Below are 25,781 nucleotides of genomic sequence, written 5' to 3' on the forward strand. Positions count from 1 at the left end.
TAGCTTTATGAGGGCTTGTTTAGTTAATCATAAAAAGGGAGCAGGCTTTTTTGAGGTCTTTTGCTAATAGGGGTATGCTTGTTGAGGTACTGTCCTTGTAATACTTTTTCATACAGCTCTAGGTATTCGGTGGCCATTTTTTCTGCTGAGAACATTTCTAAGACATATTCATGGACTCTTTTTCTGTCAAACCTTTTAATGTTGTCAATAGCTTCCAGTAAGTCAGACCTTGAGGTGCTTAGTGTGCCTACTTCTGGGCGTATTATTTCTGGAAGGCACCCGTAGGGCGAACCGAAAACAGGACACCCATAATACATACTTTCTATTATAGACATATCAAAGGGTATATGCCAGCGCGATGGCATGAGCAGGGCTTTGCCTTTGTTAAGTAATTTTGCTTTGGCATCTCCAGTCGGAACACCTTTGTAGTTTATGTATTTACTAAATGAGTAACCGTAGCTTCCGACAATGGCAAGTGTTTGCTCTGCTACATTAGCTAATAATTTACAATCTGCTACATTTTGCTTTTTGTTGTATGCCTGACCTATAAACAATAGGTGTGTTCTGTCTGTATGCCATTTTACCTTTGGGTAATTGCCAGGGTGTAGACTTGGGTGAACATAGGTAGTAGATTGGTGTCTTTTGGCATGGTTTGCTGACAAAAACACTGTGTTAAGGTGGTATTTTTGTTCTTTGAGTCCATTGGTTTGTACAGTTTCAAGCCACGGTATTTGGGGAGGGACGGGTAGTGAAATTAAAGAGTGCAATAAGTCTGTACGCTCTGGTATTTGTTGGTTAATGTCATTTTGATTATTATATATATGTACTTTTGCAAAAGGACATACAGAACCTTTGGGTGCCAATATGGAAATGTTATGTCCTTTTTCTTTTAGGCGCTTTCCCAGTGACCATATAAAAGGGTTCTTCTGGTAGTCTGAAGGGTGTAATTTGTTGTCTGTTAAAAATAGTATGTTCATGAGCTGTTTGGGGTATGTAAAGTATGCTTTTATTTTTAACCTGTAACTATGAAATAGAACTTTCTATCAAGAGGAAAAATAGATCAAATCAGTCGCTTTGCTCACATTTGTGTTTTAACCATTTCCCTGCTATGCTTGTCGGCTCAAAAGTGCTGATTTATTGCTATTTTGCTTCTCATGACAAAATCTGTCGCGTAATTTAGGTTTAACTCAGACCTTACCATAGGGTTTGTCGTGCGTGGAAAAACAAAAGAAGTTGTATGTCCTTGGGTTTTGAAATTAAAATTATAAACAAATATGAAGATAGTTTTTTTAGATGCTAAAACAATTGGCAATATACCAGCAGTTGATGCTTTTGCCAAACTTGGAGAATATGTACAGTATGATACTACTTGCCCGGAACAAGTGTATGAAAGAGTAAAGGGTGCAGATGTGGTTATTACTAATAAAGTGGTAATAGACGGTGTTTTAATGGAGTGTTGTGGTAACCTTCGCCTTATTTGTGTGGCTGCCACAGGTACAAATAATATAGATCTACAGGCTGCCGAACGCTTGGGGGTTACTGTAAAGAATGTAAAAGGCTATTCTACTGATAGTGTGGCACAGCACACTTTTGCTCTTCTGCTCGCATTGATTCACCGGGTAAACTGGTATGATCAGTATGTCAAAAGTGGGGAGTATTCCAAAAGTGAGATTTTTACATGTATAGAGCATGAGTATTTTGCTTTACAAGGAAAAAGGTATGGTATAATTGGAATGGGGGAAATTGGACGCAAGGTGGCAGAAGTTGCTGCTGTTTTTGGTGCTGAAGTTGTTTATCACTCTACTTCTGGCAAGAACCTCGACCAGCCATACAAGCACTTGGGGTTAAAAGAACTGCTTGCCACCTCTGATGTTATTTCTATCCATGCGGCCTTAAATGATGATACTTTTGATCTAATAGGGGATAAAGAACTTTCTGAGTTCAAACGTACTGCAATTGTTATTAATGTCGGTAGGGGAGGAATTGTTAATGAGCAGGCATTGGCTACAGCCTTAGATAATGGCGTTTTGGCTGGGGCGGCTATTGATGTGTTTACAGAAGAGCCAGTTAAGGCTGACAATCCGCTTTTGCATATATCTGATAAGGATAAGCTGATCATGAGTCCTCACATTGCATGGGCTGGAAAAGAAGCAAGGGAGACGCTTGTTCAAAGGATTGTGGATAATATTCAAAGTTTTTTTTAAGTCTCTGAATAAACCATTTAGCATTATATAGGTTATATTTTCCTGATACAAATATTTTTAATATGCTAAAGGGGAAAAGTGTACCGGGAATAATACCTGTGTTTGGAAAGATAAAGAATTATCACCTGCGTGGGGCTTTTTATATGCTTTTATATATAGTTATCTGCATCACGCCTTTGTTTATAGCTATGGCCTATACAGATCTTCCTGCCCGTGGTTTTTGGATGGAACTATCTGTAGCCTTGGGTTTTGTTGGTCTTACCATGTTAAGTTTGCAGTTTTTGTTAACTGCAAGGTACCGGAGAATCACAGGACCTTACGGAATTGATGTGATTTTGGAGTTTCACAGGTACATTTCTTTAGTTGCTATTGGTTTTATTATTGTACACCCTTTAATTTTATTTATAAAAAATTCAGAAAACCTTAGGTTGTTGCTTTTTTGGGAAGCACCTTTGAGAGCGCAAATGGCTGTATTGGCAACTGTTTCGTTGATTTTACTTGCTGTTCTTTCATTGTACAGAAAGCAGTTGAACATTAAATACGAAACGTGGAAAATTTCTCATGGGATACTTGCCGTAATAGCGCTGATAGGTGCTTTGGGACATGTGCTGGGGGTGGGGTATTACCTTGCTCTTCCATGGAAACAGTTTTTTTGGGGTGGAATGTTTATGGCAACACTAAGTTTGCTTTTTTATATACGAATTGGGAAGCCTTTACAATTAATTAAGCGTGTATATATTGTAGATGAAGTGATTCCTGAAAAAGGCAAATGCTGGACACTGGTGTTTAGGCCTGATGGGCATTCTGGTATGAAGTTCCGTCCAGGGCAGTTTGTTTGGTTGACTTTGGGGAATTCTCCTTTTGCTATTGAAGATCATCCTTTTTCTTTATCTTCCAGTGCGGAGCGAAGGGATAAAGTTGCTGTCACTATTAAGGAACTTGGTGATTTTACTTCTACAATTAAATATGTGAAGCCTGGAATGCCTGCGTATCTTGAAGGACCTCATGGCGCTTTTGTTCCTAACAGACATTATGAAGCCAAGAGTTTTGTTTTTATTGTAGGTGGGGTCGGTATTACTCCTGTAATGAGCATGCTCAGGACTTTTGCAGATATTAAATTTCAGCGAAATATTTTACTTATATATGCCAACAATACTATAGAAGATATTACTTTTTATGAGGAACTCGAGGAGTTGAAGAAAAAGCTTGACCTTACGGTTGTGCATGTATTGACGACACCTCCAGAAGGATGGGAAGGTGAAACTGGTTTTGTTACTCCTGATTTACTTGACCGGCATTTTCCTGAAGATAAAGAGCAAAGGATGTATTTCTTGTGTGGCCCTCCGGTCATGATGAATGCTGTAGAAAGGGCACTTTTGAAGGTGAAAGTGCCTTATGAAAATATTGAACAGGAAGAATTTAACCTTGTGTAATTATGCGTCATAGACTTCTTATTGTATATGTTATTTTAACTGGATCTTTGTTGATGCTTGTTGTGGTTTTGTTTGCTTTGTGGCAATCATTAGGTGTTTTAAACTAAGCTTATTCAAACTTTTAATGCGTTGTCTTTTAGTTTGAAGTAGGATTACCCATTTAGGTATCATATATTTTATTAGCTTATTGAGGCTCGCTTAGTTGCTTTTTGCCTCCTCGGCAAGGTCTTACTTTTTTCTTAGGCAAAAAAAGTAAGCAAAAAAGTCATGGCTTGTGATGAAGTTTGCTAAACTTTAGAACCATTACACTAAAAAATTGGGTCTATATGATTTACTGTGGAAACCAAAGTACGGTGACTCAATTGGGTATTGGTGAGACTTATGTAAGAAAAGGACATGATTATGTGACCGTAGCAGCAGATTTGGCTACTCGGCGTGTGATTCATGTTGCTCCAAGTAAGGGGTGGCACACTATCGGAAGAATTAAAGATCATTTAAAAGCAAAGTGCTTAATGAAGCTATGTAGAATGTACGTAAGCGAGAAGTCCGGGGAACATTCAATACTTAAAGTATTCAAATATAAGTTTTTTAAGTATACACACACAAGCTTAGCGCTAAACAGAAGGAGGATCGGCAAGTACTTATTGAGCTTTTGCCAACTATTGGAAAGGCATATCTAATAAAGACCCTATTGCAGAGCTCTTGGGAATTTAAAACAAAAGAAGAGGGTTCAGCTTTCTTGGCTTACTGGTGTGATCTTGTTGAAGAGGACGGCTTGTATGTCTTCAAGAGGTTGTAAGCACAATCAAATCCCAATAGAAAGGAATTACTAATTACATCGAGTCTCAGTTGCCAATGGTATCATGGAAGGGATTAACAGCAAAATACAACTAGCTGAAAGAAGAGTACGTGGATATCTGAATATTACAAATTTCATCGACATGATTTACTTTATTTCCTCACAGTATTCTACATAGAGCCCAAAAAAATTGAAACTCACCCTCCTTGCGTCGGGGTCAAACAGCAAATTTTTGGCCGCTTCATGATTATAAAGTTTTAATTTACCTTCGGCAGGCAGGCGCAATTTCATCAATGGCCGCCTTATTTTCTAACAATTGCACATACAGTCAATTTAAAGCATTTTGTCGTATAAAAAAACTTATTACTTCCTAAAGGCTTAAATGGGTAATCCTAAAAGTTTATTAATTGAGGGTTGTTAGGCGTATCATAAACAAAAAGGAGCTATATCGCCCCTTTTTGACTTCCAGTTATTTATTAGGGCTTTCAGTTACTATTATTGTCCAAGATGACTTTGATAGCCTGTTTTTGGCTTGCATTCATTAGAATATCCATTGCTTCTTCATACTTTTCAATAGAGGAAAACTCATGCGTGATTATCTTTTCCAGCCATCCTGGGAACTTGTCCTTGCTATAACCAATGTCTTTTTTTGCCATTTCAAAATGCTCTCTGTTTGAATTTACTGTTCCGAACATCAGCTTATTCCCTAGTACAAATTCCATGTTAATAGTGCTTAAAGGAACTTCCTGTTTTTCGTTCCCTGGTGTAATGCTGGTGAGCATCAGTACGCCATTGGTAGCAACGGCTTGTGCTGCTTCTACTAACACATTGGGTACTCCTGTGGCTTCTATTACAATGTCCGCATATCCTTCTTTTTTGCATACTTCGCTGAGCGGGGTGTCTTCTGAAGCATAATATTTCCCTCCGATTTCCTCGAGCAACGCTCTTTTGAAGGGCTTTTCTTTTCTGTCAAAGCCTAATACTTCTATACCTTCAAGCCTTAATTTCCATGCCGCTAATAAGCCTAAAGGGCCTAATCCCATGACTATAGCTTTTTGTGGCCTCCAGATTTTCATGCGTCGCTGTGCCTCCATCATTTGCTCATAACCTTTTTCTATAATGGAAGCAGGCTCAAGCAGTACGGAAAGCTTTCCATAGTTTTCGGGAACTCTTACCAGGTAATCTGGTTCTTCGACAAAATACTCAGTGAGAAAGCCATGCCTTTTGCTGATGCCTCTTTCGTAAAAAGTCTTGTCGGTAGTCATATCATACAGGTCGATTTTGTCATAAAAGGAAGAGCCTGGTCTTCTGACAATAGGTACGACATAATCGCCCTTTTTAAGGTCATCAACATTATAGCCCGTATCTTCAACAACCCCCAAAGCTTCATGGCCAATTACGAGAAAGTCGTCTTCTTTGGGACTTGTTCCATATTTTCCTTTTGTTATATCTTTGTCTGTTCCGTCAAGGGCGACTTTTAAGATTTTTACGAGCACTCCTTTTCCGTTAGGGATATTTTCTACAGCAGGTTTAGAGATTTCCCGCATATGCAAAGACCCTTCTTTGCCTGGATTAACAGCTACAGCTTTCATGTATTTACTATTTTTTATTATACATTATAGGTATACAATAGTAACCAACATGATATGATGTTAAATGTTTGGTTTGGGTGTATGGATCCTTATGCTTGGATGTTTAACTACATCCTTTGTCCCAGTGCTTCAATGCCGTACCAGAAGCAAGTGATGCTCGGGCAGCTTGAGCAATATCTTCCGCTGGGGCTCCTGTTAGTTCATGTATAATAAGTGTGGCAGACCATACCATGTGATGTTTGGCATAATTGTCTTTTCCTGCAAAAGCTTCTATGGCTTCATTAGCAGAGTCTTCAGCCGTAAGTGAGGTGTCTATTTTTCGTTCTAGTGCTTTTAACCTATATTTTTCAGGAGACACGGTTGAGTCATAAATGTCTTTGCCGTCATACTTGACACAAACAGTATCCCTTGTCATGCTGGTGTGTGTAGAACCTTCCGCTCCTTTTAGAACAATGGCTTTCGCACACTTTTTTTGGGCTTGAAGTTGTTTTACCAGCTCTTCTCTGTAGTGCGTATGTGTGTAACCTGTTATTATATGGTTTCCTCCTTTGTTATGTATAGGTTGGAGTAGCTTTTCAAATGTAGCCAGAAAAGGTCTTTTTACCATTTCTTTACGCATTTTTTTTAATGAATGAAGTCTTGGGAAAAAGGTTGACTGGTCGGCGTATCCCCATGCAATATCGGCTTGAACTACATCATTGGCTAGCTCGGATAGGTTTTTTAAAGGATTTTTACCAGCTGCTTTTAGGATTTGGTGTGAAGTAGTGCCCATTTTTGGGGCTACAGTATCTAAGCCATGCAAAACAGTAGGGTATCCTAAAGAGGCTAGCAAGGCTGCCAGAAAGGGGCTGTACAGAGGAGTTCTGTTGCTTCCGTCATAACTGTCGCAAATATCTAAAAGTATAGGGGTGTTTATTTCTACTCTTTCAGAATGATTCCACAGGGACTCCAAAAACGCTTTATTTTCATTGAATGATTCCCTTTTTAAACGTTCTCCTTCAAGAAAAGCACCTTTTAAATAATCAGGATTATTGTTGTCTAAAATAAAGTCTATTCCTTCACGGCATTCAGCATCAGACAATTCTTCATGAGCTATAAGTTTTTGGATTGTGGATGCAAAAGGGTGGTTGGGCGTGTTGGATAAAAAATCTTGCAAGGGAAGCGGGAGGAGGTCTAAGCTTGAATGCTTAACTGCATGTATCCATTCTTCCTCTTCTGGTGTAGGAGGTAGGGTCAATAAAGCGGTAAGCATAGTCGCTTTGGTGGTGAGGCTGACATAGGTGTTCTTGAAGAGCTGTTCTAATTCTTTAAGTTCTTCTTTTTTAAGGCTCTTGCTACCCGATGGTCCAATACCTTTCTTTTTTAGTAACTCTTCAAGTCTTTCCTGATACATATAAGCAAATTTTGAACTAAGTATTGCTCTGTGAATATACGTAATAATTTTTTATCTGTGGATATTTCATAGAGATAAAATAGTACTTTTTTTGTACAATGGCTGGTTTCTCTTTTCTATGGTGAAGTAACTTTCTGGTTTTTTCTAAGCTGTTTTAAAAAAAAATTGCTTAGTTGTAGGTGTTTGTACGTAATTGTACGTATATTTATACTTAATTAAAATCGCAAGTTTGCTTAGTATAGTATGCAAGATGGAATAAGTTCAGATCCTCGTCATATAGAGGGGATGAAAGCTTCTTCAAAGTTGACGAGGTTGTATATCTTGGCGCTTTCTGCTGTCGCTCTTTTAACTATTGCGGGGCAGTTTATTATACAACATGCTATTAAGGAGCAGAACGATGATGCGCACGTGGTGAACCTGTCGGGATGTCAAAGGTACATGAGTCAGCAGATTGTAAAGTTTGCTCTTATGATTCGGGATGATATGGTTCATCAAGACTTTGACGATAAAGTGACAAAGCTGGAGGAGTATGTGATAAAATGGAAAAAAGGGCATAAAGGGTTGCAGGAAGGGGACAAGGACTTGAACCTGCCCGGCAATAATAGTGAAGCAGTTCAGCGAATGTTTCAGCAAATTGACCCTTATCACCAAAATGTTGCTGGAAGTGCACTGGCCATTATCGATTTAAAGCGAGGAGGAGAGGAGGATGTGCAGGAAAAGATCAATTATTATGTAGAGAAAATTATAGCCAATGAAAATGCTTTTTTTGAGGGAATGGATGCTATTGTGCACCAGTATGACCGTGAAGCACAGGAGCGTGTTGCCTTTTTAAAAAAGGTAGAGGCTGTGGTCATGACTGTTACCTTGTTCATTTTGTTGTTGGAAGGAGTTTTTATTTTTAGGCCGGCAGCAAAAAGGATAACCGCTACTATTGTCGAGCTTATTAAGTCTGAAGCCAGGGCTACTCAACTAGCTGCAAAACTTAAAGTGCTTAATGCTTCATTGGAGCGTTCTCTTAAAGACTTAAATGATGTGAATTTTGCACTAGATAAATCTACTATTTTGGCAAAAACTGATAAATATGGGCTTATAACCTATGTCAATGAGAAGTTTAGCCACATTTCAGGATATAGCAGGGAAGAGTTGATAGGGAAGCGTTTTAATGCCATTAGTGGATTGTACCATTCTCGTGCCTTTTTTGACAACCTCTGGGATACGATCTCTTCTGGAGAAATCTGGAATAAAGAAATCAAAAACCGGGCTAAGGACGGGTCGTATTTTTGGTTAGACACCACCATTGTCCCTGTATTAGGCAAAAATAATATACCAGAGAGGTATATCGCTATTTACACCGATGTGACACAAAAGTTTAAACAGCGGATTATAGAACAAAAAATTCGATCAGCTTCTTTGATAGAGGGTCAGGAAAAAGAAAGGAAAAAGACGGCAAGGGAGCTGCATGACGGGCTTGGTCAAATGTTGACGGCGCTGAAATTCAATGTAGAGGGGGTTAAAGGTGTCAATACAAAAAAGGAAAAAGCGCGTCTTGATGATATTAAAAAGATGCTTACGGATACTATTCAAGAGGTTCGTAGGATTTCGTTTAATCTTATGCCTAGTGTTTTAAATGATTTTGGCGTAATACCAGCTTGTAAGCATTTATGTGAGCTTGTGTCCAAGCATTCCGATACGGTAGTTAGTTTTTCGCATAATCAGGATAAGTTGAGGTTGAGCAAGTCTGTAGAAGTTAACCTTTACAGGATTTTGCAAGAAGCCTTGAACAATGCTGTAAAGTACTCTGGGGCTGATAAGGTTGTAGTGGATGTAGTGGTCAGCAGTGGGAATGTGAAACTGTCTGTAATGGATAACGGTAGGGGGTTCCCATCGGATGGGTTGAGAAAAGGGGGCTTGGGTGCTAATGGTAGCAGCTCGGGAAATGGGATTGCCAATATACAAGAACGGTGTAGTATGATGGGTGGTGACTTTAAAATTCAAACTGCACCAGGAGAGGGAACCAAGATTACTATAACTGTGCCGCTTCTAAAGGATGAAATTATAAATAATCGCACCTATATATCGTAATATGAAACCAATTAAAATAATCATTGCGGACGACCATGCAATTGTTAGAGATGGCATACGGTCTACCTTAAGTGAAGAAAGAAACTTTAAGATAATAGGGGAGGCTTCTAATGGTATTGAAGCAGTTGAGCTAGTTAAACTTATTGGGCCAGATATTCTCTTAATAGACATTACTATGCCAGAAATGAATGGCCTAGAAGCGGTAGAGGTTGTTTCAAAGAAATACCCTGAAACACGCTGTGTTATTTTTTCAATGCATGACAAAGAAGAGTATGTGCTCCAGTCATTAGAAGCAGGCGCGTTTGGATATCTCCTTAAGGATACTGGTAGGGAAGAAATTATTCGTGCTATAAATACCGTATCTAAAGGTGGTCGCCATTTTACTGGAGCCGTTTCAGAAGTGTTGATTTCAAGTTATTTGAAGAAGGTTAATCAGGATGTTGATGTCCAGCCTTACAAAGATGAAACAAACACCTTGACAAAAAGAGAAAGAGGAATTTTGAAATTTATTGTGGAGGGCATGAACAATAGGGAGATTGCAGAAAAGCTAAACATCAGCATTCGGACTATAGAGACACACCGCTCAAACATGATGCGCAAGGTCAACGCACGAAATGCTATAGATCTAGTGAAAATTGCAATTTCTGATAACCTGGTTTAGTTTAACCTGAAATATGCAAATGGGACTTTCTTTCCCAGAATACTTTATATTTTAGCGATTCAAAAGTGGTTGTTTTTTGTTCTTTTGCCCCTCATAACGAAATCTAATTATCCAAGCTTAAGGGCAGTGGCGTGGCCTAACGCTGCTGCTGTTTTCTGTTGTTTGCATATTAGTTTTTTTTCTTAAACGCCTAATAATACTTTTTCTCCTACAATTAATTAATTATTTGTAGGAAAAAAGTTGTTTGGTGTTCTATTTTTTTTGTTCAAAATTTAACCTATAGTTTCTTTCCTTGGTACAAGCGCTCGCAATCTTGTGTTCAATGTTTCCAATCCTATTCAACCTGAAATATGCATTAGAACTTCTATTACGTGGTAAAATAACTTATAATCAGGTGCTTCTCTCGCATTTTGTTTTTAACTATAGATCCACTATGCTTTGCAGACAAAATAGCTTATTTTTTTTCTTTTGCCTCTCATAACGAAATCTAATGCACAATCCAGGTTCAAGTAAGGCAGTGCCTGTATTGTACCTTCTATAACTTTCGGTCGGTTTTGTTAATTGTACTTTTTTAGTATGTAGTTTTCCTATACAAAGAACTTTCTTTCTTTAAGGGTAAATACGTAAATTTTTCTTGATGTGTACGTAATTATCCTTATATTTGAATAAGTAATTAGCCTAGTAAAGAAAGGAGGTGCCGCACCACTATATTTTATACTATTTTAAGTAACAACCTGACCATTACCATTAATTATTAACCATTTCTACTTTTTAAACCTAAAATACCAATACCAATGAAATCAATAAGAATCATATTATTCGTGCTTTTGTCTTGCATGACTGCAAGTGTATATGCTCAATTCACTATAAGTGGTCAGGTTCGAACCCGGACGGAATTCCGTGATGGGTGGGGGACACTTCCCGTAGAGGGGGCAAGCCCTAACTTCTTCACCTCCCAACGTACTCGCCTTAATGTCGGTTATAAGATGGACCGGTTAAATTTTTTTATAGCTGCTCAAGATATTAGGGTTTGGGGTGCCGATATGTCTACTATTGCCAATGCGGTTGGCTCTTGGACTTTTCTTCATGAAGGGTGGGGGGAAATTACCTTGACTGACACTGCATCTAACATGGGGGATCTCTACTTTAAGTTAGGTAGACAGGAAATTAAGTATGATGATGCAAGGCTTTTGGGTAACCTTGACTGGTTGCAACAAGCCAGAAGGCACGATGCTGCAATTTTAAAGTATAGGTATAATGGGTTTGAAGCGGACTTAGGTGCTGCGTACAATCAAGGACATATGGTAGATGTGCTAGGTCATGGTAACTATTACCCGGGAGTGCCCGCAGCTACTATTCATCCAGGAAATCCTGTGGGCTTTCCTCCAGGAACAAATGCGCTTCCTTTGAATTATAAATCAATGCAATATTTGTACTTGGCTAAAAAAACTAATATAGGCCGTGCGACAGCTTTGGTGTTTAAAGATGACTTTCAAGAAATTGGCGGACGTGGTACCAATAGCAGGATTACAGCAGGTGGTACCTTCTTTGGGAATATATCCCCTGTTAAGTTTCAACTAGGAGGATACTATCAAGGTAATAACGATCCGCTTGGCAATACGTTGGATGCTTATAATCTATTGGCTAATGTTTCCTATAACGTAAAAAAGTTTACATTTACTGGAGGGTTTGACTTGTTGTCAGGTCAAAATTCAGTTGATCCAGAAGGTAGAAACACAAGGTTTGACCCTCTTTATGGTACACCGCACCTTTTCTGGGGTTTTATGGACTACTTTTATGTTGCTACACCTTATGGCCTTCCTGGAACAGGTATGGCTACTTCTCCAGGATTGTTGGATGTATATGCTAAAGCTAGTTATAAAGTTAACAGCAAGTTTAATGCGCTGGTACATGTTCACAACTTTAGCGCGGCTGCACCAGTAGCAGGGCCTGATGGCGAGGCTATGGATAGTAGGTTAGGTACAGAAATTGACTTGGTATTTAATTATACAATCGCTAAAAATGTGACTGTCCAAGGGGCTTATTGCATGATGTTTGGAACAGAAACAATGAACAGGGTCAAACATCCAACAGCCGCTAGGATAGACAGTGGAACTACACCTTTTGCGGCGGGTACAGACCAGCGTCTATTCGGACAGTGGGCATACTTAATGATCAATATGACACCTAGTTTTTTAAACTGATCTAGGGTGTTTAGTCATAGGTCCCTTAAGGTTTGAACATACCAATTATCAGCATGTCGAGCAAAGAATATTGTTTTTCGTTTGGGTTCTAATGTTTTGACTGGGATAAAAATAATCTTGTTGACCATCTATATGGTTAATATAGGTTGATAAGCAATGGTTGCTTGTGAAGGGTTGACAATGTTGGCGCCTTCATATGGTTAGGGCCTGCATGTTTCCAATAGGTACATGCAGGTTTTTTTATGGAAACCGTATTCCGCTTTGGCTTGGTGAGTCAATGTTCGGTTGATTGAGTATTTATGGATACGTTTTTTTATGGTATTCTTAGAATGAGTTGTACTTAAAACATATTGTTTGAAATTATTACGTAAAATTACTTAATTTTATATAATGATTACGTATATTTACGGTACGTAACTTAAGTAAATAAACTCATGAATCAGATAATCAGTGCTAAAGCTACTAAGATTAACCTTTTTTCGCTTAAGGCACCACATATGCGTGTGTTCCACCTTACTTGGTTGGCATTTTTCCTTTGTTTCTTCGGGTGGTTTGGTATAGCTCCCCTTATGGCCATTGTCAGAGAGGAGTTGAATTTAACTAAACCTGAGATTGGCAATGTAATTATCTGTTCGGTAGCTATAACCGTTTTTTCCAGATTGCTCTTTGGTTGGCTCTGTGATAGGATTGGGCCAAGGGTTTCTTATGCTTTTTTGCTTATTCTTGGTTCAATACCTGTAATGTCGATAGGGCTAAGCAATAGTTATGAAAGTTTTATGATTTTCCGTTTGGCCATAGGTGTAATAGGCGCCGCATTTGTTATTACTCAATACCATACCACCGCTATGTTTGCCTCCAATGTAGTAGGTACGGCCAATGCTACTACTGCCGGCTGGGGTAATTTAGGTGGTGGAATTACACAAATGGTTATGCCACTTGTGTTCAGCTTCTTTGTGTTAATTGGATATGCCGATGCTATTGCGTGGCGTCTCGCCATGGTTGTTCCAGGTTTGATCATGTTAATAATGGGTATTGTATACCTTCGTTATACCAAGGATACCCCAGAAGGAAATTTTAAAGACCTGCCTGAAAACCATCCATTAAAATACAGAAAAAAGGAAAAGGGTGAAAGCTCTTCTTTTTTGACCGCTATAAAAGATATAAGGGTATGGGCGCTTTTCCTTATTTATGGTGCTTGCTTTGGTGTAGAACTCACTATTAATAATATAGCGGCTATATATTTTGTCGATAATTTTAGCCTTAGTATAACCAGTGCAGGATTGATAGCTGGACTGTTTGGTTTAATGAACCTTTTTGCACGTACATTGGGAGGTTTTTTTGGTGACCGGGCAGGTAAAACTGGCGGTTTAAAGGGCAGGGTGCTGTTTTTAGGGGCTATTTTGTTTTTAGAAGGTATTGCACTTGTAATGTTTGCCTCTATCGATATTCTCCTCCCTGCGATTTTGGCTATGATTGTTTTCAGTCTTTTTACGCAAATGGCTGAAGGAGCTACATTTTCTGTGGTGCCTTTTGTTAACCGGAAAGCTGTCGGTACCATTGCAGGAATCGTTGGTGCCGGTGGTAATGCGGGAGCCGTTTTGGCTGGTTTTTTATTGAAAACCGAGAGTATGACTTATCAAGAAGGTTTGCTTATGTTAGGGGTAATTGTTTCTGTCATTTCCTTTAGCTGCTTTTTAATTAGGTTCTCTGAATCTGACGAAGAAGCTGTTAGGATAGAAATGAAAAATATAGCTAAATCTTTAGAAGCTCAAAAAGAGCAAGTGAAGCCGGAGTTGAGCAAAGAGCCGGCAGTTGTATAAAAAATTAACCTTCTGAACTATTTGACTTATGCCTTCTGATTGTAACAATAGCTATAAAACAGTATGCTCTTATTGTGGTGTGGGATGTGGAATAGAAGTTAAAAAAGACAGTAGGGGAATGCTTGACTTGAAAGGGGACCCTGACTACCCTGTCAATAAAGGTATGCTTTGCTCTAAAGGTATGAACCTGCACTATACCGTAATGGACAAGAGCGATAGGATTTTATATCCTGAAATGCGGTGGAACAGGAATATGCAGCGTAAACGTGTAAGCTGGGATGTGGCTATGGAGAGGGCGGCAGCGGTATTTAAAAGTATTATTGATCGGTATGGCCCAGATGCTGTCGGCTTTTATGTTTCTGGACAATGTTTGACAGAGGAATACTACATTGTAAATAAATTGACCAAAGGTTTTATTGGTACCAATAATATTGATACCAACTCCAGGTTGTGTATGAGTTCCGCAGTAGCGGGCTATAAAATGACTTTAGGGGAGGATGCCGTTCCTGTAAGTTATGAAGATATAGAACTTGCCGATTGCTTTTTCATTGCTGGAGCAAACCCTGCTTGGTGTCATCCCATTTTGTTTCGCAGGCTTGAGGCGCACAAGGAGAAAAACCCTGATGTAAAGATTATAGTCGCTGACCCTAGGGAAACCCAGACCTGTGCTATTGCAGACCTTCACTTGCAATTAAACCCAGGTACTGATATTGTGCTTTTTAATGCTATTGCCAGATGCCTTATAGAGGCGGATAAAATTGATATGGATTTTATTTTAGGCCATACTGATGGATTTGAAGCACTAAAAGCTAAAGCATATGAAAAAACTATTGATGAAGCTGCAAATATCTGTGGATTGTCTGTAAAAGAGATTCATAGGGCTGCTGAATTGATTGGTCGCTCCAAAGGGTTTATCACTATGTGGACTATGGGACTTAACCAGAGTTCGGTTGGGGTAAATAAGAATCTTGCACTGATAAACCTGAATTTAATTACTGGAAAAATCGGCAAGCCTGGTAGTGGGCCTTTTTCATTGACCGGCCAACCTAATGCTATGGGCGGTCGTGAGGTTGGTGGACTGTCCAATCTATTGCCTGCCCATAGAAATTTACAAAATCCACAACACAGACAAGAAGTTGCTGATTTCTGGGACGTGCCTTCTGTTCCTGACAAGCCTGGCCTTACCGCTACCGAAATGTTTGATAACTTGCTCTCCGGTAAGATGAAAGCCGTATGGGTTATATGTACCAACCCTGTAGTAAGTCTTCCCGATGCCCGTAAGGTTGAAATGGCTTTGAGAAAGGCGTCTTTTGTTATTGTTCAAGATATTTCTTCGGCATCTGCGACAGTTCCTTATGCAGATTTAGTTTTGCCAGCCGCAGGCTTTATGGAAAAAGAAGGGACTATGACTAATTCAGAAAGGCGTATAACTTACCTACCTAAAATTATTGATGCTCCTGGAGAAGCCTTGCCTGACAGTGAAATATTGTGCCGCTTTGCAAAGAAAATGGGCTTTGAAAAAGCTTTTGATTTTAAATCGGCGAGTGATGTCTATGCAGAACATTGCGCATTGACTAAAGGAACCAATATAGATATCAGTGGCCTTTCTTATGACATCTTGAAAGAACAGAGGTCTGTACAGTGGCCTTTCCCTGAGGGAAATCAAGTCGGTACTGATAGACTGTTTACTGATCATAAATTTTATACGGAAAATAGTAAGGCCAAACTACATGCGGTCGCTGATGAAAATACTTCTGAAACGGTATCTGAAAGCTATCCTCTTGTCCTGACTACAGGCCGTATACGTGACCAATGGCATACAATGACAAGGACAGGGAAAGTAGGAAAACTGAACCAGCATATTGATAGACCTTACCTTGAAATCAACCCTGCTGATGCTGAGCAGAGGGGACTTAGAGAGAATGAGTGCGTTGAAATTTTTAGCAAGCGTGGCAATGTAAAAGTAATAGCCAAGCTAAACCATGGAATCAAGAAAGGCACGGTGTTTATGCCTATGCATTGGGGCAAAGTACTTGATGATGATTCTGGAAGGGCAAATAACCTTACGAACCCTTTGTTGGATCCAGTTTCAAAAGAGCCAGATTTTAAATATTCGGCTGTAGAGGTTCGTAAAATTCGCCACAGCCCAAGAAAAATTGTCATTGCCGGTGCAGGAGCTGCGGCCTTCGGGTTTATAGAGAGCTATAGAAAGCAAAATGCTGCTGACGAAATTCATGTGTTTAGTAAAGAGGATAACCCATTTTATAATAGGGTTTTACTGCCTGAGTTTATTAGTGGCAAGAAAATGTGGGATAGCTTAGTGAAAATGCCGGACCACATGTTTGAGGAATATAATATTTATGTACATAAAGGTGTAGGCATTGATAAAGTAGACCCTAAACTTAAATGTATTAAAGATGGAAATGGAAAGTTGCATTCGTACGATATACTGATATTGGGTACAGGTAGCCGACCTGCTGTTCCGAAGGATGTGCCTAAAGAAATGAGAGGTATATTTACTATGAGACGCAAAGAAGATGCTGATGCTTTCAGGAATTCTCTTAAGCCTGGTAGTAAAGTTGTGGTGGTTGGCGGTGGCCTTCTTGGGCTTGAATTGGCTGACTCTCTTTATGAGCTTTCAATTCCTGTCAAAGTAGTTCAGCGTTCCTCGAGACTTATGGACCGGCAGCTGGATAAGTTTGCCAGCAACCTTTTAAATGAAGAGTTGCAGGAACGGGGGATAGAGATATTTTATAATGACGAAGTCTGTAGTCATATCGGAAACGAAAGCATAAAAGGGGTAAGGTTACGAAGTGGACGTCGTGTAGATTGCGATGCCTTGGTATATGCCATTGGTACTATTCCTAATATAGGTATAGCCAGAGAGGCAGGACTAAAATGCAATAGGGGAGTGGTAGTAAATGACTACATGCAGACCAGTGACCCTTCTATTTTCGCTTTAGGAGAAATAGCAGAGCACCGCCAGATGCTATACGGGATCACAGCAGCCGCGGAAGAACAGGCCGGGCTACTTGCTCGGTACCTATCCGGCGATAACTTTGCCACATATTCTGGTTCGTTGTTTATGAACATCTTAAAAGTTTCTGATCTTAACTTATGTTCTTTAGGTGTGGTAGAAATACCTGACGGTGACCCTGACTACGAAGAAATAACTTATGTTGATAAAGCTTCTAGGTATTACAAAAAGTGTATTTTGTACAAGGATAAGCTTGTGGGGGCAATCATGTATGGCGATAAATCCAAGTTCAATGACTTTAGGGAAATGATCAAAAACCAGATTGAAGTTGGGGCAAAGAGACAAGAGCTTATCCTTGGTGCTTCAGATTCTAAACCTGTTATAGGCAAACTGGTTTGCTCGTGCAACAATGTGGGTGAAGGAAATATTGAAGAAGCTATTAAGCAAGGCTGTAGTACATTGCAAAGTGTGTGCAGTAAGACTGCAGCTGGCACTGGGTGTGGAAGTTGCAAACCAGAAATTATTAATATTCTTCAGAAATTGGAGGTGACTGCATGAAAAAAATGAAGACCATCAAAATATTGACCCGTGGAGGAAATGTTTCTGTGGGTGAACTCCGAAGGATTATTATGGCGGCCAATCATTTTGGTGTCTCTGATATCCAAGTGGGAAACAGGCAGGAACTGCTATTTCGTGTTGATGAAAAGTACCTGTCCGATTTAAACTCTCGTTTAAGTAATATTATCTATGATAAAGTTGAAGATCCTGGAATTTATCATAACATAATATCATCTTTTCCTTATGCTGATATTTTGCCTTCCACTCGATGGTTGTCCGAGGGTGCATATCTAGAAATATTAGAGTCTTTCGACTTTAGTCCTGTTTTGAAGGTGTCTCTATGTGATCCAGCCCAAGGTATGGTGCCAATTATTAACGGAGACCTTAATTTTATTGCCTCTGAACACGATGAGTATTGGTTTCTGAAAATCAGGATGCCTGGGTCCAACAAAACAGAAACCTTTCCTGCTTTGGTCGCCAGTACAGATATTGCTGAACTGACGGAAGTTTTGCAAAATATCATATTGACTGGTGAAAAGGTGCCTTTTTCATCTGTTATCGATCAAGTGTACGCTTATGAAAAATGGCATTTTAGGGTAATTGACCGGGAGCTCGCTTTAGATAGACCTCACTTTTCTTACCTTGATGGCTTTCAGTCCTCTGGCGAAAAGTATTGGTTGGGGATCTTTCAGAACAGCAACAAGTACTCTATAAAGTTGCTTGAAGACTTGTGCATCCAATGTGTTAGTAATAACATAGGGAGTATATTACTATCAACCAGAAACTCCTTTATTATAAAGAACATAAATAAAAAGTCCGTTCCGGATTGGGAAATTATCTTAGGCAAGCATGGTATACTTTCTCAACACTCATCACTTGACCTTTGTTGGACTTTGCCTGTGGGAAAAGAGAAGTTTCTTAAGCTGAAAAAAGAAATCATTTCCAAAGTTAAAGACCAGGGTTTACGTGTCGGTAATTTAAGTTTTGCCATCACAGAGGACTGCCATAGCGCTATGGCTTCAATTATTATTGAAAACAAATGCGCCATACCTCAATTGAACCTGTTTAACAGCTACAATATCTGGTATAGGAAAGACTTTAACCCTTTTAGTGAAGAGTTGATCCCTTTCTCAGGAAATATACCGAAAAGAGACATTGCTTCTATTTTATGTTGGCTGGTTGAAAAGCATTATGATGATTTGAGAAAGCCTGTGCAGAAGACCAAGGAAGCAGTTCGGCCAAAAGAAAAAACATCGAGTGATAAAACAACTGGCAATACCATGTACATGTGCAGTTGCTGTATGACTTTATATGATGAATCTCTTGGAGATGAAAGTGCTTCTGTTCCGGCTGGGACTTCCTTCAAAGCTTTGCCAGATAATTATGGTTGCAGCGTTTGCGGTTCTGGAAAGGACAAGTTTGTTCCGGCAGATATAAGGATTTTATCAGGCAACCATGTTCCCGAGTTAGAATAATAATCGATTGGTTATGGTGGTACGTTAAGTTCTTTCGGGCAACGGGTGCTTTTTAAATAGATCAGGTTTTTAATAACCTGGTCTTTTTTTGTATGTGAGGGCAAGATCAATGCTCTCTTGTTCTGTTTTTCTACTATAACAAGCTAAAGCATAGTTTGCCTAAAGGTTATGTCTTGCTTTTTTCCCTCTTTCCCATATGAAAAAAATGTCTTTTTGCTTATTGTTCATTTTTAGAATATTAGTGCATCGTTTTGATTATTTTAGAATTAATGATCAAAGAGGCGTTTGTATTTAACCTATTTTTTTTATTACTTCTGATTTTATTAGTGGAAAATGATTGATTGCTGCTTCAATTTGATTTCAATGGAGGCGAAAAGCGTATTTTTCATAGAGAATTTCTTTTTAGGCAAACATTTTCTTTATAATACTATTTTAATTTAAAGGTTTTTTATTTAAGGTAATTTTTAATTTTGAACTGGATGAAGTCTTCAAAACAATTTTCGGATGCATTATTGCTGGAAGTAGCTTGGGAGGTATGTAACCAAGTAGGTGGGATCTACACTGTAATTAGATCTAAAGTTCCTGCAATGTGTGAAAAGTGGGGGGGTAATTATTGTTTAATAGGTCCATATTTCCATAACAAGGCACAAGCTGAATTTGACCCCATAGAGGACTATTCGGATCCTTTTGGGCAGGCTGTGCTGAAAATGCGGGATATGGGTTTTGAAGTCTTTTATGGAAAATGGCTTGTTTCGGGGAGGCCAAGGGTGGTTCTTATTAACCCATACAGTGCCTTTCATAAATTGAATGAAATAAAATATTACCTGTGGGAGCACCACCAGTTGACTTCTAAAGACCTTGACGAGCTTTATGATCAGGTAGTTTCTTTTGGATATTTGGTGAAAGTATATCTGGCAGAGTTGTCAAATGCTCAGGCCAATGAAAAGAAAGTGCTTGCACATTTTCACGAGTGGATGGTTGGTACTGCTATACCGGGCATCAAGCATGACGGCATCAAAGTATCTACTGTTTTTACTACCCATGCCACCTTGCTTGGGAGGTATCTGGCCATGAACAACCCATATTTCTATGATCATTTGCCTTGGCTGGACTGGCTAAAAGAAGCACAGTACTTTAACATTGAGCCTCAAGTGCGTATTGAGAGGGCCGCAGCCCATGGTGCTGATGTGTTTTCTACAGTGAGTGATGTCACTGCAAAAGAGTGTACCCATTTACTTGGCAGGGATGTTGACCTTATTTTGCCAAATGGATTAAATATCCAACGGTTTATAGCACTCCATGAGTTTCAGAACCTGCATCTTGAATATAAAGAGCAGATCCATCAATTTGTCATGGGACATTTCTTCCAGAGCTATTCTTTTGACCTTGATAAAACCTTATATTTTTTCACTTCAGGAAGATATGAATATAGAAATAAAGGGTATGACCTAACACTGGAAGCGCTGGCCAGGCTGAACTGGCGCATGAGAGAGGCTAATATGGACACCACGGTGGTTATGTTCTTTATTACAAAGCAGCCTTATCACTCTATCAATCCTAGTGCATTGCAGTCGCGGGCCATCATGGAGGAAATCCGGGAAACTTGTGAAGCTATAGAAAAGCAAGTAGGTAACCGGCTGTTCTGTGCCGCAGCGGCTTCTAGTGATGCCAAAGTACCCGACTTAAATCATTTTGTAGACGATTATTGGAGGTTGCGTCTAAGAAGGACTATACAGTCGTGGAAATCTGCAGGTCTTCCACTTATTGTTACCCATAACCTTATCAATGACCAGAAAGATGAAATCCTCAATTTCCTTAGAATGGCCAATTTGGTGAACAATGAGCATGATAGGGTTAAAATCGTTTACCATCCAGATTTTATTTCTCCTACAAATCCGCTGTTTGGAATGGAATACGGTCAGTTTATTCGTGGCTGTCACCTAGGTGTTTTCCCTAGTTACTACGAACCTTGGGGGTATACACCTTTAGAGTCTATTGCTAGTGGAGTGCCTGCTGTTACAAGTGACCTTACAGGATTTGGTGACTATGTGAAGAAGGCTATGCCAGACCATAATGATAATGGCCTTTATGTAGTGCAACGAAAAGACAGGAGCTTTGACGATGCGGCAAACCAGCTTACAGACATGTTGTTTGAGTTTGTTAAACAAACCCGACGTGACAGGATTCAGCAAAGAAATATGGTAGAAGCTGCATCTGAAGGATTTGACTGGAAACACTTAGCTGCGTTTTATGATCAAGCTTATGAAAAGGCGCTTAGCTTCCAATAAAACTCGTTTTTAACGCTGTTGTTTCTATGCGGGAAAATTAGTAGTGAACATTTTGGCTTTTCCTACGCTTTATTAATTAGAGGTATAAAGGTAGAATGTAAAATTTGTGTGTTATGGCCAAACCAAGTGTTGAACTGATTGATGCGCTTCGTAAAACAGCGAAAAGAGTTTCTGTAAAATCCAATTACGAGTGGAAAGATATCGGAGCGTGTAATTGTGGTAATCTTGTCCAGGTTGTAACAGATCTTAATAAAAAAGAGATTTCCAATTACGGTATTAAGAAGCATGGTGACTGGGAAATGCTGGTAAGACTATATAAGAAAGACAGCGGGTATAAGATAGATGATATCATTACCGAGATGCTTAATATTGGATTTATTCTTGATGATCTGGTCCATCTGGAGAACCTTAGCGATCGAAAGATTCTTAGTAGAATCCCTGAAACAAAATTCCTTAAAAGGGATAGAAAGGATGATGTTGTTTTGTATTTGAACACCTGGGCAGACATGATGGAAGAGGCCCTATACAAAGAAATCGAGATCAGCGAAATTAAAGAAGTTATTGAACAGCCAAACCAACCAGTTAAAGTATAAACCAGAACGGTAGAGGAAAGTCGGCTGAAAATATTTTAAACACCTATCCTGGAAGAATAGATAAATTCCGGGATAGGTGTTTTTTTAACCCATTTCCAGTATGGTAGCTATATTATTGTAGCCTCTTTAATATATGTTTAAGCTACAGCCTTTATTTTTTAAACTATTTGGTAGGGTAGGAGGTTGTATATATGAAACAGATTGTTTTTCTTATGGGGTTTAGGATGAGAAAGTTAAATGCAATTTTGCTGGTAGATGACGATCAGATAACTAATTTTATCAATAAGCGGCTTATAAAAAAACTAGAAGTAGCCGACGACATTCAAGTAGCTTTAAATGGCGAAGAGGCGTTGAATTTGATAAAAAAATGCCAGAAGGAAGAGGTTGAGTGCCCTGATGTTATCTTTCTTGATATTAATATGCCAGTTACAGATGGCTTTGGCTTCTTGAAAGCTTTTGAAGGCATGGATGTTAATAAGGATGTAAATGTTATTGTCCTCACTACTTCATCTAATCCTAAGGATATTAAAAACCTTGAAAGTTATCAGATAAAAGGTTTTCTTAATAAACCTTTGACTGAAGAAAAAGTGAAAGAGGTCATAGAAGAACTGTAGGTTTTCCCATTTGTTGTTGCAAATAGTTTTATGAGTTTCAAGGTTCTGTCTCTTATTTTTTTTGCGATCTGAATTCTTAAACCTGAAATATGCTTTAGAACTTTCTACTAAGTGGCAAAATAACTTCAAAACAGACCTTTACTCGCATTTGGCTTTTAACCATAGAACAAATATGCTTTGCAAATCAAATACGCTGATTTTTTGTTCTTATGCGCCTCATAACGAAATCTAATGCATAATCCAGGTTAAAAAAATCCTCTGACTGTTGAAGGTTGTCTTTTTTTATAACAGGTAAATCACATTATGGCTTAGGAAAGGGGAGTGTCTGACGCTTACCCTAAGCTGTCTGAAAAAACGGTTTTGTTGACCTAAATTTTGTACTTCAACAATTATTAAATAGGATTACCCATTTAAGTCTCTAGAAGTAATAAGTTTTTTGCATGATAAAATGCTTTAAACGGTCTTCCTTAAGTGACGGTACGTGCCATAGTTAGACAATAAGATGGCCATTGATGAAATTGCGTTAAGAACTTTATAACCATGGAGCGGCCAAAAAATTTGCTGTCTGAGCCCGACGCAAGGAGGGTGAGTTTCAAATTTTTTAGCGTAATGGTTATAAAGTTTAGCAAATTTCATCACAGGCCTTGACTTTTTTGCTTACTTTTTTTGTCCAAGAAAAAAAGTAAGGCCTTGCCGGCGAGGCAAAAAGTAACTTAGCTAGCCTATGTAAGCTAATAAAGCATCAGATATCTAAATGGGTAACCCTATTATTAAAAACACATTTCCGGATTCAAACAATTAGACGTGGTTTATGTAATTATTATATAATCCATTTGAAAAATATGCCTATGAGAAATATTAACTTTGTATTTATTTTTTGTTTTTTACTTCAAAGTTCATTAAGCATTAATAGTGCATTTGGTCAGGAAGACCATCATCCACCAGATGATTCTGGTGAAATTGGGCAACCTGGGGCGTTTTCTGAAGTAGATACCATATTTGTTCGCAATCATGAATTTGAACCCGACTCTTTAACAATCAGTGTAGGGGATAGTGTGGTTTTTTATTGGGAGTCTGGAGATCATACTACCTCTTCCCATGACCAGCCGCCAGGAACAGGACCATGGCATCAGCATATAAATGCTCAACAAACTTCTTGGCTGATGCAATTGACCACGCCTGGCGAATATCATTACCATTCCATGAACTACCCAGATATAATGACGGGTGTTATCGTGGTGGAGGATGATGAGGAAGTTACGAGTGTCAATACCTCTCAGAACAACCAGAAAAAGTATATTGAGTCGGTTTACCCTAACCCTGCATCTGATGTTGCTCAATTTCGCATAAGCAAAGAAGGGCACGGTGGTACACTTAGGGTTACAAACATTATTGGTGAAGAAATGGAATCGGTAGTAGTTAATGACTCTGAAGATACCAAAGTAAATGTTTCTGCTTATCCGGAGGGAATATACATATATACCTTAGAGATCGATAATCAAAGTAAAGTTTCTGGAAAATTTATTGTGAACAGATAAAAAAGAGTCGCCAGTGGTTTTCACTGGCGACTCTTTTTTTATCATCTATCGAAACTACTTTACATCAGCTATTAAGCATGTTCGTAAAACAGCTCTTTAAGCTCTTTAGGCAACTCAGCAGTTATGTCTTCTATTTCACCTTCTGATATATACTTGCGCAGGTAGTTAAGAACTGTTTTTGAAATATCTATAGTTGATTGATCCCAATCAAACCTTGATTCACCAAAGTTGCTCTGCTCTTTTTCAACCTCTTCAGCAAAATGCTCAAGAGATTTGATTCTTATTGGCTTCTCATGGTATTTCCATTGCTCTACGTATATTCCCTTTAGGAACATAGGCAATTGTGCCAATAAGTTTAGCGACTGTGGTATTGATATATGGTTTCTGAGCGTATGCAAAACAGCACGTAAAACAATACCCGTCCTTTCTTTCTCCTCAGGATGTCCAAGCTCTACCGATAGCTCGTTTAGAATCCTATGTCCTTCGTTTACGAATTTTTCAAAGTTTATCATACCAAACCTCCTTTTATTAATCAACAATCCCTATATATAAATGTTCCGTTGGTTGTTATCAGTACGTTTTTCTATTGGTATAACAAAAAATGGTATTGTTTCTGTTTTATCTGTGCATTATGTTAATTTTACTTTCATTTTACATTTTTGAGACTTGCAACTGTGGCCAAAGTTTACCAGACATTTTAATATAATGATTTTTGTGCCGGCGTGTCTAAATAATACTTGTTGCAAAGCGTTTGATTAGAAATGAAGATTATCTTTTTTATAGTAGTTTTTTTGTGTACATCAGCATGTTTTTGCTTTGAAAGCAGTGCTCAGGTATCGTCTGACTCTCTTTTGAAGCTTTCTTTGCATGGAGTAAGAGAAAACATTGAAAGAAATGACTATAGGACTGCTATGGGTGAGATCAAAAAAGTTTTTAAACTTGGGATTACCCTTCCTGATGAAGTAGCCTATTATTATGGCCTTCTTTTGGTAGAACAGGGAAGTCCTGTTAAGGGAAAAGAAGCCCTCGAAAAGTATGTTGACCTCAAAGGAGAGAAAGGCGAATACTATTACTCTGCCAAGGAGTATATTCAGAAAGCAGAAGCCGCTATTTGTAATAAATGCAACAATACTAACATAGTATATGAAAACAGTGCATGTTTTGAGTGTGACGGCTCAGGGAAAAATGCTGTTACATGTAAGCACTGTGGCGGGATTGGAAAAAACTATTGCCGATCTTGCAATGGAAGTGGCATTACAAGAAGTGGCTCCGGGTTTAATGAAAAGTTCCTTTCGTGTACGAAGTGTAACGCTACCGGTATTGCCGAATGTCGACACTGTACAGGTACTGGCGAAAGTTCCTCATTGTGCAGGATATGTAGGGGAGAGGGCAAGAAAGTGTTTAGGAACAACTGCACCCACTAAACCTGAATTATGCGATATATTTCGTTATGAGGGGCAAAATAACAATAAGGTATAGGAAAAAGGCTTTCGAGCGTTTTCTTGCGTTTCAGTACACCATAAATTGAGAAAACTGATATCTTATAGGCT

At 38.8% G+C, this 25,781-nt stretch carries 18 protein-coding genes; 14 read left to right on the forward strand and 4 right to left on the reverse strand.

Features of this window, described 5'->3' with window-relative positions:
* Positions 1–23: 23 nt before the first annotated feature.
* Entirely contained in the window at positions 24–977 is a 954-nt protein-coding gene (locus tag RCC89_11155) for a glycosyltransferase (GenBank protein ID WMJ73717.1), read from the reverse strand.
* A gap of 297 nt (positions 978–1,274) precedes the next feature.
* Here RCC89_11155 and RCC89_11160 point away from each other — a divergent pair, with 297 nt between their 5' ends.
* The 3 genes from RCC89_11160 to RCC89_11170 all read left to right on the forward strand — a co-directional run bounded on the left by RCC89_11160 (position 1,275) and on the right by RCC89_11170 (position 4,317).
* Positions 1,275–2,204 carry a D-2-hydroxyacid dehydrogenase gene (locus tag RCC89_11160; protein WMJ73718.1) on the forward strand — a complete coding sequence of 310 codons (930 nt, stop codon included), beginning with the start codon at positions 1,275–1,277 and terminating at the stop codon, positions 2,202–2,204.
* 62 nt (positions 2,205–2,266) lie between these two features.
* Entirely contained in the window at positions 2,267–3,637 is a 1,371-nt protein-coding gene (locus tag RCC89_11165) for a ferric reductase-like transmembrane domain-containing protein (GenBank protein ID WMJ73719.1), read from the forward strand.
* Between the two features lie 326 nt (positions 3,638–3,963).
* Positions 3,964–4,317, forward strand: a complete 354-nt coding sequence (locus RCC89_11170; GenBank protein ID WMJ73720.1) for a hypothetical protein — start codon at positions 3,964–3,966, stop codon at positions 4,315–4,317.
* A gap of 604 nt (positions 4,318–4,921) precedes the next feature.
* Here RCC89_11170 and RCC89_11175 read toward each other — a convergent pair.
* On the reverse strand, positions 4,922–6,028 hold the full coding sequence (locus tag RCC89_11175) for a glucose 1-dehydrogenase (protein ID WMJ73721.1): 1,107 nt from the start codon (positions 6,026–6,028) through the stop codon (positions 4,922–4,924).
* Between the two features lie 103 nt (positions 6,029–6,131).
* Entirely contained in the window at positions 6,132–7,421 is a 1,290-nt protein-coding gene (locus tag RCC89_11180; protein ID WMJ73722.1) for a hypothetical protein, read from the reverse strand.
* A 243-nt stretch (positions 7,422–7,664) separates the two neighbouring features.
* Between RCC89_11180 and RCC89_11185 the strand changes: the two genes are divergently transcribed.
* The 10 genes from RCC89_11185 (at position 7,665) to RCC89_11230 (ending at position 24,231) form a co-directional block, all read left to right on the forward strand.
* Positions 7,665–9,503, forward strand: coding sequence for a PAS domain-containing protein (locus tag RCC89_11185; GenBank protein WMJ73723.1), 1,839 nt, complete (start codon positions 7,665–7,667; stop codon positions 9,501–9,503).
* Between the two features lies 1 nt (position 9,504).
* Positions 9,505–10,164 carry a response regulator transcription factor gene (locus RCC89_11190; GenBank protein WMJ73724.1) on the forward strand — a complete coding sequence of 220 codons (660 nt, stop codon included), beginning with the start codon at positions 9,505–9,507 and terminating at the stop codon, positions 10,162–10,164.
* A 794-nt stretch (positions 10,165–10,958) separates the two neighbouring features.
* On the forward strand, positions 10,959–12,368 hold the full coding sequence (locus RCC89_11195; GenBank protein ID WMJ73725.1) for an alginate export family protein: 1,410 nt from the start codon (positions 10,959–10,961) through the stop codon (positions 12,366–12,368).
* Between the two features lie 434 nt (positions 12,369–12,802).
* A complete protein-coding gene (locus RCC89_11200; GenBank protein WMJ73726.1) occupies positions 12,803–14,188 on the forward strand; it encodes an MFS transporter in 1,386 nt (461 codons plus the stop codon).
* Between the two features lie 28 nt (positions 14,189–14,216).
* Positions 14,217–17,723 (forward strand): molybdopterin-dependent oxidoreductase, encoded by a 3,507-nt coding sequence (locus RCC89_11205; protein ID WMJ73727.1) that lies wholly within the window; start codon positions 14,217–14,219, stop codon positions 17,721–17,723.
* Positions 17,724–17,728: 5 nt separating this feature from the next.
* The gene (locus RCC89_11210) at positions 17,729–19,198 is read left to right on the forward strand and encodes a rubredoxin (protein WMJ73728.1); all 1,470 of its coding nucleotides are present in this window, start codon (positions 17,729–17,731) and stop codon (positions 19,196–19,198) included.
* A 479-nt stretch (positions 19,199–19,677) separates the two neighbouring features.
* Positions 19,678–21,486 carry a glycosyltransferase gene (locus RCC89_11215; GenBank protein ID WMJ73729.1) on the forward strand — a complete coding sequence of 603 codons (1,809 nt, stop codon included), beginning with the start codon at positions 19,678–19,680 and terminating at the stop codon, positions 21,484–21,486.
* Between the two features lie 113 nt (positions 21,487–21,599).
* A complete protein-coding gene (locus RCC89_11220) occupies positions 21,600–22,079 on the forward strand; it encodes a hypothetical protein (protein ID WMJ73730.1) in 480 nt (159 codons plus the stop codon).
* 191 nt (positions 22,080–22,270) lie between these two features.
* Complete coding sequence (locus RCC89_11225; GenBank protein WMJ73731.1) at positions 22,271–22,693, forward strand: response regulator; 423 nt, start codon at positions 22,271–22,273, stop codon at positions 22,691–22,693.
* A gap of 848 nt (positions 22,694–23,541) precedes the next feature.
* Positions 23,542–24,231: a T9SS type A sorting domain-containing protein gene (locus tag RCC89_11230; GenBank protein WMJ73732.1), complete on the forward strand. Its 690-nt coding sequence runs from the start codon at positions 23,542–23,544 to the stop codon at positions 24,229–24,231.
* A gap of 71 nt (positions 24,232–24,302) precedes the next feature.
* Here the strand turns inward: RCC89_11230 and RCC89_11235 are convergent, their stop codons facing one another.
* Positions 24,303–24,743, reverse strand: a complete 441-nt coding sequence (locus RCC89_11235) for a DUF2267 domain-containing protein (GenBank protein ID WMJ73733.1) — start codon at positions 24,741–24,743, stop codon at positions 24,303–24,305.
* Between the two features lie 249 nt (positions 24,744–24,992).
* Here RCC89_11235 and RCC89_11240 point away from each other — a divergent pair, with 249 nt between their 5' ends.
* Positions 24,993–25,655: a hypothetical protein gene (locus tag RCC89_11240; GenBank protein WMJ73734.1), complete on the forward strand. Its 663-nt coding sequence runs from the start codon at positions 24,993–24,995 to the stop codon at positions 25,653–25,655.
* Positions 25,656–25,781 lie beyond the last annotated feature (126 nt).

The organism is Cytophagaceae bacterium ABcell3, assembly GCA_030913385.1.
Taxonomy (GTDB): Bacteria; Bacteroidota; Bacteroidia; order Cytophagales; family Cytophagaceae; genus ABcell3.

What these genes read in the sequence shown, in the direction of transcription:
- RCC89_11205 (WMJ73727.1), top strand. Translation starts at nt 14,217, where the DNA reads ATGCCTTCTGATTGTAACAATAGCTATAAAACAGTATGCTCTTATTGT.
- RCC89_11230 (WMJ73732.1), top strand. Translation starts at nt 23,542, where the DNA reads ATGAGAAATATTAACTTTGTATTTATTTTTTGTTTTTTACTTCAAAGT.
- RCC89_11180 (WMJ73722.1), bottom strand. Translation starts at nt 7,421, where the DNA reads ATGTATCAGGAAAGACTTGAAGAGTTACTAAAAAAGAAAGGTATTGGA.
- RCC89_11210 (WMJ73728.1), top strand. Translation starts at nt 17,729, where the DNA reads ATGAAGACCATCAAAATATTGACCCGTGGAGGAAATGTTTCTGTGGGT.
- RCC89_11240 (WMJ73734.1), top strand. Translation starts at nt 24,993, where the DNA reads ATGAAGATTATCTTTTTTATAGTAGTTTTTTTGTGTACATCAGCATGT.
- RCC89_11165 (WMJ73719.1), top strand. Translation starts at nt 2,267, where the DNA reads ATGCTAAAGGGGAAAAGTGTACCGGGAATAATACCTGTGTTTGGAAAG.
- RCC89_11170 (WMJ73720.1), top strand. Translation starts at nt 3,964, where the DNA reads ATGATTTACTGTGGAAACCAAAGTACGGTGACTCAATTGGGTATTGGT.
- RCC89_11225 (WMJ73731.1), top strand. Translation starts at nt 22,271, where the DNA reads ATGAAACAGATTGTTTTTCTTATGGGGTTTAGGATGAGAAAGTTAAAT.
- RCC89_11175 (WMJ73721.1), bottom strand. Translation starts at nt 6,028, where the DNA reads ATGAAAGCTGTAGCTGTTAATCCAGGCAAAGAAGGGTCTTTGCATATG.
- RCC89_11190 (WMJ73724.1), top strand. Translation starts at nt 9,505, where the DNA reads ATGAAACCAATTAAAATAATCATTGCGGACGACCATGCAATTGTTAGA.
- RCC89_11160 (WMJ73718.1), top strand. Translation starts at nt 1,275, where the DNA reads ATGAAGATAGTTTTTTTAGATGCTAAAACAATTGGCAATATACCAGCA.
- RCC89_11185 (WMJ73723.1), top strand. Translation starts at nt 7,665, where the DNA reads ATGCAAGATGGAATAAGTTCAGATCCTCGTCATATAGAGGGGATGAAA.
- RCC89_11220 (WMJ73730.1), top strand. Translation starts at nt 21,600, where the DNA reads ATGGCCAAACCAAGTGTTGAACTGATTGATGCGCTTCGTAAAACAGCG.
- RCC89_11200 (WMJ73726.1), top strand. Translation starts at nt 12,803, where the DNA reads ATGAATCAGATAATCAGTGCTAAAGCTACTAAGATTAACCTTTTTTCG.
- RCC89_11195 (WMJ73725.1), top strand. Translation starts at nt 10,959, where the DNA reads ATGAAATCAATAAGAATCATATTATTCGTGCTTTTGTCTTGCATGACT.
- RCC89_11235 (WMJ73733.1), bottom strand. Translation starts at nt 24,743, where the DNA reads ATGATAAACTTTGAAAAATTCGTAAACGAAGGACATAGGATTCTAAAC.
- RCC89_11155 (WMJ73717.1), bottom strand. Translation starts at nt 977, where the DNA reads ATGAACATACTATTTTTAACAGACAACAAATTACACCCTTCAGACTAC.
- RCC89_11215 (WMJ73729.1), top strand. Translation starts at nt 19,678, where the DNA reads ATGAAGTCTTCAAAACAATTTTCGGATGCATTATTGCTGGAAGTAGCT.